Annotated in this window: 7 protein-coding genes (2 of these 7 running past the window's edge); 6 read left to right on the top strand and 1 reads right to left on the bottom strand. The window is 42.8% G+C overall.

Features of this window, described 5'->3' with window-relative positions; translation table 11 throughout:
- Positions 1-5199, bottom strand: the 5' end (the start) of a protein-coding gene (locus AC3E9V_RS03290; protein WP_488751762.1) for a hypothetical protein. 20187 nt of this gene lie to the left of the window's left edge; 5199 of the gene's 25386 nt are visible here — the first part of the coding sequence; its start codon is at positions 5197-5199; its stop codon lies beyond the left edge, outside the window.
- Between the two features lie 534 nt (positions 5200-5733).
- Between AC3E9V_RS03290 and AC3E9V_RS03295 the strand changes: the two genes are divergently transcribed.
- The 6 genes from AC3E9V_RS03295 to AC3E9V_RS03320 all read left to right on the top strand — a co-directional run.
- Positions 5734-6732, top strand: coding sequence for an adenosine kinase (locus tag AC3E9V_RS03295; RefSeq protein ID WP_488751763.1), 999 nt, complete (start codon positions 5734-5736; stop codon positions 6730-6732).
- 91 nt (positions 6733-6823) lie between these two features.
- Positions 6824-8182 (top strand): M16 family metallopeptidase, encoded by a 1359-nt coding sequence (locus AC3E9V_RS03300; RefSeq protein ID WP_488751764.1) that lies wholly within the window; start codon positions 6824-6826, stop codon positions 8180-8182.
- A gap of 21 nt (positions 8183-8203) precedes the next feature.
- Positions 8204-10273: an insulinase family protein gene (locus tag AC3E9V_RS03305; protein WP_488751765.1), complete on the top strand. Its 2070-nt coding sequence runs from the start codon at positions 8204-8206 to the stop codon at positions 10271-10273.
- Positions 10274-10347: 74 nt separating this feature from the next.
- The gene (gene rpmH, locus AC3E9V_RS03310) at positions 10348-10503 is read left to right on the top strand and encodes a 50S ribosomal protein L34 (protein WP_488751766.1); all 156 of its coding nucleotides are present in this window, start codon (positions 10348-10350) and stop codon (positions 10501-10503) included.
- Positions 10504-10518: 15 nt separating this feature from the next.
- The gene (gene rnpA / locus AC3E9V_RS03315) at positions 10519-10920 is read left to right on the top strand and encodes a ribonuclease P protein component (protein WP_488751767.1); all 402 of its coding nucleotides are present in this window, start codon (positions 10519-10521) and stop codon (positions 10918-10920) included.
- Between the two features lie 2 nt (positions 10921-10922).
- Positions 10923-12495 carry the 5' portion of a S41 family peptidase gene (locus AC3E9V_RS03320; RefSeq protein WP_488751768.1) on the top strand. The gene runs 83 nt beyond the window's last position, so 1573 of the gene's 1656 nt are visible here — the first part of the coding sequence; its start codon is at positions 10923-10925; the stop codon falls past the right edge of the window.

The raw sequence follows: 12495 nt of genomic DNA on the forward strand, positions 1-12495 counted from the left end.
GTTAGCCGTGAGGTCCACGTCGTTGGCCGCCGCATCGATGGCTACGCCAGTGGCCCCATCGATATCGACATTGCCCGCTGCATTCCCGATCAGGTTACCGGAAGTAGTTGTAGAGAGCGTTAGGTCAGCCCCATCGACGGATAGGTTTGAATTGTTGTTGGCATCAATACTTATTCCATTGACCGCATCGATAAGGACTTCATCACCGGAGTTGATATCCACATCACCATTTGTGGAGTTGATATTGGTGTTAGTCTCACCGGTTATGTCCACGTTATTAGCGGTGGCATTAATAGCGACCCCAGAAGCACCGTCAATGGCTACATTAGTTCCACCATCCAGGTCGAGTTGACCCGCTGCATTGATGTCAATGTCACCAGCCGAGGTAGTAAAGTTAGAAGCAGCCGCTGCGTCGATAGAAACCCCAGAAGCTCCATCAATGTCCACGTTACCGGCGGTAGCATTAAGCTGTATAGCATCTGTACCGGCATTGGAAGAAGAGATGAGCGTTCTGTTAGTACCAGAGACGTTAAAGTCCCCATCATCGGTGACGATGTTTGTCTGGTCGAGGTTAGTAAGTCCGTCCACATCGAGGTTGTCAGGCGAGAAAGCCCCTGAGATGTTTACACTACCTCCTGCATCCAGAGTGATATCCCCGGGAGAGGCGATCCGCACACTGTCGGTACCATTGATAACCGAGTAAGAAGCCGCATTGATAGCCACGCTGTCCGCCGCGTCAATGAGCACGGCATCCCCGGCAGAGAGCGTGATGTCTTCGTTGGTGGTAAGCAGGTCGATGTTGGTGTTAGCCGTGAGGTCCACGTCGTTGGCCGCCGCATCGATGGCTACGCCAGTGGCCCCATCGATATCGACATTGCCCGCTGCATTCCCGATCAGGTTACCGGAAGTAGTTGTAGAGAGCGTTAGGTCAGCCCCATCGACGGATAGGTTTGAATTGTTGTTGGCATCAATACTTATTCCATTGACCGCATCGATAAGGACTTCATCACCGGAGTTGATATCCACATCACCATTTGTGGAGTTGATATTGGTGTTAGTCTCACCGGTTATGTCCACGTTATTAGCGGTGGCATTAATAGCGACCCCAGAAGCACCGTCAATGTCCACGTTACCAGCCGAATTGGCGATAATGTTACCTGAAGTAGTGGTTGCCAGGGAGACGTTGCTGGAGGTTTGATTGATACTGACCCCTCCTGATCCTGACACATCGAAAGTACCATCCGTGGTGTTTATCTGTGTTTCATCGAGTTGAGTGAGTCCGTCAATATTTAAATTACCCACAGCAGTAATCTGATCTCCTGCGTCATCACCAAGGTTGATATTTTGAGATTCTACATTGAAGTCTTGTCCCTCCAAAGCATTAGCAATTTGTCCACTGCCATCAGAGGTTAAGGCAATGTTATTTTGAAGGGATGCGCCTCCAGAAAGGACAACAGTTCCGCTAGCATCTGGAAAAGAAATAGTTCTAGGTGCAGTTGGATCTACGATTTCAAATGTGGTTCTGTTGGTAGCATCAGGTGTAGCTCCGTCAAATACAAGTGCATTTTGTCCGTCAATGAGTGCACCGGACTGCAGCGTACCAGAAATGGTAATTGCATCTGCTTCTGCATCTCCAAGTGTTACAGCATCATTGAAAGACGCGGAAGACCCGGTAGCGACAGTAAGGTTACCTCCGTTGATATTGGTTACCCCAGTAATATCAACGGCATCTAGGACATTATCCCCAATATTAATGTTAGAACTGTTAATGTTTGAAGTAGTATTTTCAACCAAAAAGGTAGTGCCGGAAAAACTGGATTGAGGAGAGCTGACTGTCAGATTACCCGTATTTATGTCAGTAGCACCTGTAAGGTCAATGGCATCAGAAGCCCCATTACCAATATTGACATTACTACTATTGATGTTGGTACTAGGTGAAGTAACTGTAAGGCTTCCACCATTAACATTGATAACCCCGGTAAGGTCTATCACATCTGTGGTTGCATTCCCTATTTCAATATTGTTACTATTTATAAGAGTCTGGGGAGCGTCCACAGTTAGATTGCCGGTATTAATATTTGTTGTTGCTGTGATATCCAGATTATCTGTAGCTGCATTTCCAATGTTGATAGTGGAGTTTAAAATATTGGTTGCGGTAGCCCCATTTACCACATTGAAGTTTCCACCATCTACATCCAGTCCATTATTTGCATCAAGGTTACCATTAATGTCGACCTGGTCCGTACCATCATCACCTAATAAAATAGTGTTACTCTGAACATTGAAATTTTGGGCGTCTTCAGCTTCTACAATGTTTCCGGCCCCATCTGTACTCAGTGCCAGATCTCCAGAGAAATTAGTTCCACCCTGTAAAACAATGGTACCAGAAGTATTGGGAAAGGTGATAGTGTTATCCTGGGTTGGGTTTGTGATTGAAAAAGACGTTGTGTTCACATCATCAGTTGCTCCCTGGAATGTCAATGGTGTTCCACCTTGAATTTCTCCACTGATTGTAAGGTCGCCTAGTACGCTTACCGCATCTGCTACGCCATCTCCCAGTGTTACATTGCCATCTAATGTGGTGGCACCAGCTACATCTAATGTACTATTTAGTGTTGTAACTCCATCAGCAGTCAGGCTACCTGTAATATCTGCATTTGTTGCCACAGTAAGGTCAGCGCCTGAAACATCCAGACCACTCGTAGCATCAATATTTGTCTGGGCAGTAATTTGGCCACCATTTAAATTGATTGCTCCCGTAAGATCGATATTATCAGCCGCATTGTCACCAATATTTATAGTTCCACTGGTAATATCCGTTTGAGGTGAATTTACTATCAGATTTCCACCACCAACTGTTGTTACACCATTCAGGTCGATTGCGTCCGTGGCTGCATTACCGATATTAATATCATTATTGTTTATGTTGGTTTGAGTAGGACCATCAGTAATATTGACATTATTATTGAGTGTGGTTGCGCCGTCTACTGTAAGGATGTCATTAAAATCAGCTGAAGAGTTTACTACCAGAGCATCTCCGTTATCTGTTCCAATGGTTACATCCCTATCAAACTGGGCAAATTGGGAGACCGCTAAACCACCAGTATTGGTAAGGACAAACCTGTTAGCTCCTGGTACAGTAAAGTCTCCACTGGTGAGGTCTAAGTCAGTACCGTCTACAGCATCGTCTTGAATTGTAACGGTCCCATCTGTTCCTACGCTAACGTCTTCTTTCAGTGTTTGAGGAGTAATGGAATTTGTTCCACCGATTGCAAAAATGCCTTCTGTTGTACTAGGGTTGGTTAAGTTAATTCTACTGGTACCAGTACTTGTGCCAACGAAGATTTCACCTTGACTTAAAGAGGTAAGTGTAAATGAATTTCTGTTTTCAGATGTGAAATTTCCGTCGGTATCGGTTGTAAGCACCTGATTTGGACCGATCTGCACCCAGTTGGTTAAATATCTGTATTCGCTACCATCTCCATTTATATCTATTGCAATTCCATCAGAAACCAAAAAACCTCTGTCTCCTATACTAAATTGATCAGTTTCAACACCTTCTATTTTAACAGGTTTTATTTCAAAATTTTGAATTTTTTGATTTGTTATAGTTTGGTCAGCTATTTTTCCTCCAGTCACTTGCAAATCTCCAATGTCATCAGTCTGAACCCCACCATCAATAATTTCACTACTTCCAATAGCATCAGGACCTATATCATCCAGGGTAATGGTCTCATCTAGAATCTCATCACTCGTTACAGCCCCTGTCCCAATATCTGCAGCAGTAATCGTTTCATCCAGGATATCCTCAGACTGCACCTCACCATCTAATATTTTGTCTGTAGTAATGGCATCCCCAGCAATATTTAGGTTTTCTACTGCACCAGTATTGATGTCAGTTGTTAAAATGGTAGCGTCCAGAATGTCTGCAGAAGTAACAGCACCATCCTCAATCTCTCCAGTTTGAATAGCTCCGGTCCCCAGATCCACATTTCCATTCGCTGAAAGATCAGAAAAATTACCCGCAGCCCTGGTATTAACTCCAATAGTAGTTCCATCGATTGCGCCGCCATCAATATTGATATTGGTTATAGCAGCGGATTCAATGAAGTTTTGCCTGGAGATTTTACCCACAAGGTTTCCATCCGCATCATATACCATCAGTAAATCATCATCAGCTACTCCGGTTACTTCATTAGCCATACCATTGATGTCCACCTCAAGTTGACCCGCATTTTCAGCAAGCCCGTTTCCAGCTATACCCGTAAGATCGGCTGAGAGCGTGTCATTCGCTATGTTGATTCCATTACCCACATTCACTCCCAGGCTGCCATCCGTAGCCTGCCCCAGTCCAGTACCTGCTACATTTTCATTGATCTTATCCAGGGTGACCGCATCATCAGCAATCTCGTTGGTGCTCACCACACCTGTATTGAGCTGCAGGTCAATATCAGTCCCCGTGTTAGTCACTGAAACATCTCCGGTAGTCGGCAAACCCTCAGCTACCCCGCTGGCATTTCCGATGAAGAGCTCATCCTGATTCAAGGCAGAACTGGTAAACGCAGAGCGGTCCTCCCAATAAAGATTGCCCGCCCCGTCTATTGCAAGCACTTTATTTTGATTTCCGTCTGCGTCCAGTTTTGATATGGTTAATGTCCCGTTGGCTATATCCTCATTTAAAACCGAAAGGTCTTTGATATTGGCCGATGCTATAGAGATTGGCATCTCTACAATATTACTTACCCGTCCGTTTACATCAAGAGATACCACTACTACTGTGGAATCATTACCATAGGTCCCTCCGGATATAATATCTTCTAAAGCAGCCCCATCTACTACTCCATCTCTTATGGTTACGTTCGGAAATGTACCCTCCAGGTCACCTCCGGCCACAGTTTCACTTAGCACCCCTAGGCCAGCTCGCCATCCGGAGGTATGCCAGTAAAAGAATTGATTGAGATCCGTATCGAAAACAACCAGCCCCAGCTCTGCACTCGACAGGCCGCTAACCATTGCATTTCGCTGGTTAGTGGTCATTCTGGGAACAAGTAATCCCTGATTGTTGCCAGGGGAGACAAGCTCAAGAACGGCATTGGCATTTGGAGTTCGGGTGTTTATACCCACGGAGTTTTGTTGTGCTTCTAATTGGTGTATAGAGACACCAATAGCAAAAAGGGAAAGTAATAGTACCTTTCTCATTAGACGACGGGTTAGAAAATAGTTAATCTAAATACTACAAAGCTTATAGGCTTGTGTATGGCGGCAACTTTAAAAGGCCCTTCCTGGATTAGGGCTGAATCCTTTGTGATTTTTTTATTGGTAGGGTTGATCCTTTAAAAGAGCGCATAACACAATGATTATCAAACGGTTTAACTGGTTAAAATTAACCAATTAAAACACACAGAAATTTCTAAATCGATTACACCTGATATATCTGTCGATTAATGAAACCTTTTCATCGATAAGCACTTTTTATGCGAACCTTTCATTAAAATTCATTCGATACTTTATGTACAAAAGTTTTTCAAGTTGTAAATCAGTCAGATATATCCGTCCTCAAAATAATTCATCTTCTGTGAGGATGCAATTATTTTTTGCAGATCTTCAATTTGACTTTGCTAAAATTGGATATTTTCGTGCCGTCGATGTAAAACACTATAGTTAATAAGGTATAGAATATTGATAAAACCAGGAAGGTTAGCATTTCTGAAAACATGAAAATTACTAGGAAAAATGAAGTATGATGTTTATGCCATAGGTAACGCTTTGGTGGATTATGAGATTGAGGTTAACGATAACTTTCTGAAAGATCATGGCATAGAAAAGGCAATGATGAGTCTGGTTGATGAGGATAGACAAAAGGAACTCATTGAAGTTGTTAAAGGGCATATAAAAACCAGGCAGGGCGGCGGTTCTGCAGCAAATACCATAGTGGCATTGAGCAAACTCGGTGGAAAAGGATATTATTCCTGTAAAGTGGCCAATGATGAAGACGGGAAAGTTTTCCTGAAGGACCTTGTGGATAATGGAGTAAGTACCAATCTGAAGATCGAAAGTCTGGCTTCCGGCATTACCGGTAAATGCCTGGTAATGATATCGCCTGATGCCGAACGTACGATGAACACATTTCTGGGTATCACTTCTGATTTTTCTACCGGTGAGCTGAATGAGGACGCACTTATCAATTCCAAATACCTGTTTATGGAAGGATACCTGGTGACTTCTGAAACCGGACTGGCTGCAATGAAGCGAGCTAAAGAGGTCGCAGAAGAGAATAATGTGAAGGTAAGCCTGACCTTTTCGGACCCTAGTATGGTGAAGTATTTTAAGACCCAAATGGAAAGCGTAATAGGTGCGTCGGTTGACCTTTTGTTTTGTAATGAAGAAGAAGCGCTGATATTTACAGATTCAGAGGATTTAATAGATGCTCGTGAAAAACTGAAAGAAGTGGCCAGGAGATTTGTCATCACTCAGGGCAAAGGTGGAGCAATGATCTTTGATGGGGAAACTTTTATAGATATAGAGCCTTATCCTGTAAAGGCTGTGGATAGTAACGGTGCCGGTGATATGTTCTCGGGTGCGTTTCTCTATGGTATAACCAACGGCCATACAATGGCATCATCCGGAATGTTGGCCAGTAAAGCAGGGTCAGAGGTGGTTTCCAGTTTCGGGCCACGTTTGCCGTACCACAGGCTGCAAGAGCTAAAAAAAGACGTTTTTGGCCCAAAGTAGCCTAAAAAACTCCCTGTTTTCGAAGGATATTAATTGGGTTTGGTCTAGTTTTAAGGTCTTCAAAAACAGATAACCTAAAACTAGATAACTTATGATCAGGAGAATAGTACCGCTTTCTTTGATTCTTCTTTCAGCGCTTACTGTTTTAAGTCAGGGCCGAAAGATAGAATTTACAGAATATGACCTGGACAATGGGTTACATGTTATTCTGCATCAGGATAATACCACTCCAATTGTAACCGTTTCCGTACTTTACCATGTGGGTTCAAAAAATGAACCTGAAGGCCGCCGGGGCTTTGCTCATTTCTTTGAACATCTCATGTTTGAAGGCTCGCCTAATATAGAGCGGGGGCAATTTTTTAATATTATTCAACGAGCAGGAGGTCAGTTAAATGCCAACACCTCCTTTGATCGTACATTTTATTACGAAACTCTGCCGTCTCATCAGTTGGAGCTTGGATTATACATGGAGTCAGAGCGCATGCTGCATGCAACCATCGATTCTACCGGAGTAGCTACTCAGAAAGAAGTAGTCAAGGAGGAGAAAAGAACCCGGATTGATAATCAGCCATACATGTCATTCCAGGAAAAGATCTTTGCCTCTGCATATGAGGGAACAAACTATGAGTGGACGCCCATAGGAACGTTCGAAGATATAGATGCAGCTACAGAAGAAGATTTCAAAGATTTTTTTGAGACATTCTATGTGCCTGATAACGCCACACTTTCTATAGCCGGAGATATTGAAATAGAAGAGACTAAAAAACTCGTTGAAAAATATTTCGGAAATATCCCGAAAGGAGACAAGGAGATCCCAAGACCAGAGATAGCTACCAAACCTCAGAAGGAGGAGATCCGTGAAAACGTATTTGATAATGTACAACTTCCCGGAGTTTTTCAGGCTTACAAAATGGCCGAGCAGGGGTCGGATGATTATTACGCCATGCAGATGTTGACGACACTCCTTTCCGGGGGAAATAGCTCAAGATTTCAAAAAAATATTGTCAGCGAAAAGCAGCTGGCTCTGGCAGTCTTTGCATTTCCGTTTGCTCTTGAGGATGGCGGTCTGTTCATTAATTTGGGGATTACCAGTGTGGGCACCGAGCCGGAAGAGCTTGAAGAAGCTATGTTAACAGAAATCGAGAAAGTGCAGGAAAACCTGATCTCGGAGAAGGAGTTTCAGAAGCTCCAAAACCAGGTAGAGAATGATTTTGTATCCAGAAATGGCTCAGTACGGGGTATTGCAGAAAGCCTGGCTAATTACCACGTATATTTTGGTGATGCTGATTTGATTAATAATGAATTAGAACGGTACAGAAATGTAACCCGTGAGGACATTCAGCAGGTAGCTAATAAATACCTGACCAAAGAAAATCGGGTCACTTTATACTACCTTCCAAAAGAATCCGGTCAAAAACCAGGCGATACTAAAGTAGACACTGATCAGTAGTCAAAAAAACTCAGAATCATTATGAAATTTATATATACAATCTTTGCATTAGTAATATCAGTGTCAGTTGTGGCACAAGTAGATAGATCCAAACTCCCTGAACCAGGTGAACCAAGGCCTATTGAAATCGGGGATTATGAAACCTTTACGCTAAAGAATGGGCTGAAGGTATTTATTATTGAAAATCATAAACTTCCACGAGTTGCTTACAGGCTGCAGCTTGACAGAGATCCTATTATGGAGGAAGATAAGGCTGGCTACCTGGGTATGGTTGGAGACCTTATGCGTAGAGGTACTACTTCCCGGACAAAAGAAGAGTTGGATGAAGAAGTGGATTTCATTGGGGCATCCTTATCAGTAGGTTCGCAATCAGCATTTGCTTCTGGTCTTTCCAAGTATCAGGAAAAGGTTCTTGAGCTGCTTTCTGATGTGATTTTAAACCCTACATTTCCGGAGGATGAGCTGGAAAAGATCAGAAAGCAAACCATCTCAGCGCTTCAGGCCAACAAAGAAGATCCAAACGCAATCTCCTCAAACCTGATCTCTAAAGTGGTCTATGGCGGCAACCATCCATACGGAGAGGTTTCTACAGAAGAAACTGTCAATAGCATCACCGTAGATGATATCAAAAAATATCATCAGGAGTATTACAAGCCAAACATTGCTTATCTGGCAGTGGTAGGAGATGTAAATCCCAGGGACGCTAAGAAGCTCGTAAAGAAATACTTTGGCTCTTGGGAGCAGGGAGAAGTCACAGCCCCTGAATATACTCAGCCTGAAAAACCAACTAAAAATGAAGTGGCTATTGTAAACAGGAGCAATGCTGTTCAGTCCGTAATAAGTGTTACCTATCCGGTGGTATTGAAACCGGGTACAGAAGATGTGATTCCTGTAGATGTAATGATGGAGATCCTGGGAGGGAGCTTTTCGTCCAGGCTAAATATGAACCTCAGAGAGGACAAAGGATTTACTTACGGAGCCAGAGCATCCCTTTCAGAAAATGAGCTTGTGTCAAGGTTTAATGCTGCAGCAAGCGTGAGAAATGAAGTTACCGACAGTGCCATAACTGAGATCCTGTATGAAATGCAAGGACTTACTGAGGAGGCAGTCAAAGACGAAGAGCTCGAGTTAGCTCAAAATGCCATTTCAGGAAGTTTTGCGCGGTCACTTGAGAGCCCTCAAACTGTGGCTTCTTTTGCTATTAATACCGCTCGCTATGATCTGCCAGAAGACTACTACGCTACCTATGTTCAGAAGGTGCAGGCTGTTTCTAAAGAAGATGTGAAGGCTATGGCCGAAAAATATGTCCTTCCCAGTCGGAGCTATATCACCATTGTGGGTAAGGCTTCAGATATCGAGGATGGTTTAAAGAAGTTTGGAGAAATAAAATATTACGATACTTATGGTGAGCCGGTTGACCCTGCATTAGCTAAGCTTCCTCCGGGCCTTACGGCAAAAGATGTTTTTGAAAAATATTTTGAAGCTCGAGGTGGTAAACAAGTGCTAAAAGATGTAAAAACAATGAAGACCGTTATGAAAGCCACTGCTATGGGGCAAGAGCTTGTTATAACAAAGGTGAATAAAGCTCCTCAAAAGCTTAGTGTAGAGATAACCATGGGTGGAAATATGGTAAACGAGCAAAAATATGATGGTGAAAATGCCAAAATTATGCAAATGGGACGTCCCGTACCGATAGATGATGCTACCATGGCAGAATTAAAATTAGAATCTTACCCGTTTCCGGAAGTATACTACGAAGAAAATGGGGTAGATATGAAGCTCTCAGGTGTAGGAGAAGTAAATGGCACAGATGCATACATTGTAGATGTCACGAACTCTTCAGGAAAAACCTCTCAGCTATATTTTGGTAAAGAATCTGGTCTTTTACTGAGGAGATCCGAAACACGTGAAATGCCTAATGGTCAAAGTATGACATTCAATACTGACCTGAGTGATTATGAAGAAGTTGAAGGTGTCATGATACCAATGACCATGAAAGTTCCATTAGGTCCGGGTATGCAAACTGATGCTTCAGTAGAAACTGTAGAGATCAATCAGGAAGTTTCTGACGAAATCTTCTCTACGGAGTAAAAATATGTTTGGTATAGTTTAATCTTTCATTATCTTTGCCCTCCGTTTTTAAGGAATAGATTAAAGGCACAGCAATGAAGAGAACATTTCAACCTTCAGTAAGAAAAAGAAAAAACAAACACGGATTCCGGTCGAGAATGGAATCTGCAAGTGGACGTGCTGTCCTGGCAAGACGTAGGGCAAAGGGAAGAAAGAAACTAAGCGTATCTGACCAAACGCACAAAAAATAATTTTTAATATGGCCTATGGAAGGATCGGGCCTACGTAAATTTTCATTCCCGAAGAGGGAAAAACTTACGAGTAAGAAAGAAATTGAGGGACTATTTAAAGATAGTTCCTCTTTTTATTTGTACCCGCTTGTCATAAAATACAAAGAAGCTCCTGATGCTGCTTACCACAAGGTTCTGGTTACCGTCTCAAAGAGACATTTCAAGCGAGCAGTAGATAGAAACCTTATCAAACGTCGCATGAAAGAAGCTTATCGTCTTAATAAAGATTTGATCCGGGACCTTAACATTTTTTATCACATCGGGTTTGTGTATGTTGGCAAGTCTGTCCTAACTTATCAGGAAATTGAAAGAAAACTAAAGTCTCTTCTGAATCGTTTAAAAAAGGATACTGAAAAGACTGGGAAGGATACCGAATAGATATGAAAAAGAACCTTAAGCTATTTATAATTGTCGGATTGGTGAGTTGCTCCCTTTATTCTTTTACACTCACTACTCCGGGAGATCGATATTTCGAAATTGTCAAAAATCTGGACATTTTCGCCACATTATATAAAGAGGTAAACTCGTACTACGTGGATGAGATCAACCCATCCAAACTTATGCGGACAGGAATTGACGCCATGCTCAATTCCCTGGACCCTTATACTGATTATATTCCGGAGGATGATATAGAAGACTACCGTACTATGACCACTGGCGAATACGGAGGCATTGGGGCTATAGTGGACAAGAAGAACGGAGTAAGCACAATCGTGCTTCCCTATAAAGGATATCCGGCTTATGAAGCAGGTCTGAAAGCTGGTGATCAGATTATGGAAATCGATGGAGTTCCGCTGGAAGGGAAAGCCTCAGACGAAATAAGTAAGCTTCTTAAAGGTCAGTCAAAATCAGACATAGTACTTACTATTAAGAGATTTAACAAAAAGGAAACCTTTGAAGTTACGTTGCACAGAGAGCGAATTACGATCAACAATGTCCCTTATTATGGTATGGTTACCAGGGATGTTGGTTATGTGAAACTTACAGATTTCACGACTGAAGCAGGGAGTGAGGTCAAAGAGGCTGTAAACGAACTGAAGGAAGACGGTGCCAGTAAGATCATTTTGGATCTCAGGGGGAACCCGGGAGGACTTTTGGAAGAAGCCGTAAATGTTTCAAATGTATTTGTAGAGAAAGGAAAGGAAGTAGTTACCACCCGTGGCAAACTTAAAAACTGGACAAAAACGTATCGCACGCTGGATAATACCACAGATTCAGAAATTCCGCTGGTAGTCCTGGTTGATAACGGGAGCGCATCCGCATCAGAGATTGTTTCCGGTGTGATGCAGGACTATGACCGGGGCATATTGGTCGGAAGAAGAACTTACGGGAAAGGCCTTGTACAGCAAACGAGACCTTTGGCTTACAACTCTCAATTAAAAGTTACTACCGGAAAATACTACATCCCGTCAGGCAGGTGCATACAGGCAATTGACTATAGCCATAGAAAAGAAGATGGAAGTGTAGGAAAGATTCCGGATTCTCTGAAGAATGAGTTTCGCACGGCTGCCGGACGCCCCGTTTATGATGGAGGTGGTGTCAATGTCGATATAGAGGTTGAGGATTTTGATTACGCTCCGATCACTATTAGCCTGATGTCAAACGATCTGGTCTTTGACTATGCTACTAAATACTATTATGAGCATCCTGAAATAGCCGAAGCGAAAAACTTTTCATTGACTGATGAGGAATATAACGCATTCAAAGTCTGGCTTAAGGATAAGGAATACAATTACACTACACAGGTTGAAAAGGATATCGAGAAACTTATTGCTTCAGCCAGGGAGGAAAAATATTACAGTGACATAGAAGAACAAATCCTTAACCTCCGACAGGAAACGCTTCATAACAAAGATCAGGACCTGATCAATTTCAAGCCTGAAATCAAGCGGCTGCTTGAGCGGGAAATTGCAAGTCGATATTACTTGCAGGAGGGGATGATTGAAGCAACGT

This window comes from Marinoscillum sp. HNIBRBA16962, from assembly GCF_057801515.1.

Coding starts and splice junctions, on each gene's coding strand:
- AC3E9V_RS03295 (WP_488751763.1), top strand. CDS start 5,734: ATGAAGTATGATGTTTATGCCATAGGTAACGCTTTGGTGGATTATGAG.
- AC3E9V_RS03300 (WP_488751764.1), top strand. CDS start 6,824: ATGATCAGGAGAATAGTACCGCTTTCTTTGATTCTTCTTTCAGCGCTT.
- AC3E9V_RS03305 (WP_488751765.1), top strand. CDS start 8,204: ATGAAATTTATATATACAATCTTTGCATTAGTAATATCAGTGTCAGTT.
- rpmH (WP_488751766.1), top strand. CDS start 10,348: ATGAAGAGAACATTTCAACCTTCAGTAAGAAAAAGAAAAAACAAACAC.
- rnpA (WP_488751767.1), top strand. CDS start 10,519: ATGGAAGGATCGGGCCTACGTAAATTTTCATTCCCGAAGAGGGAAAAA.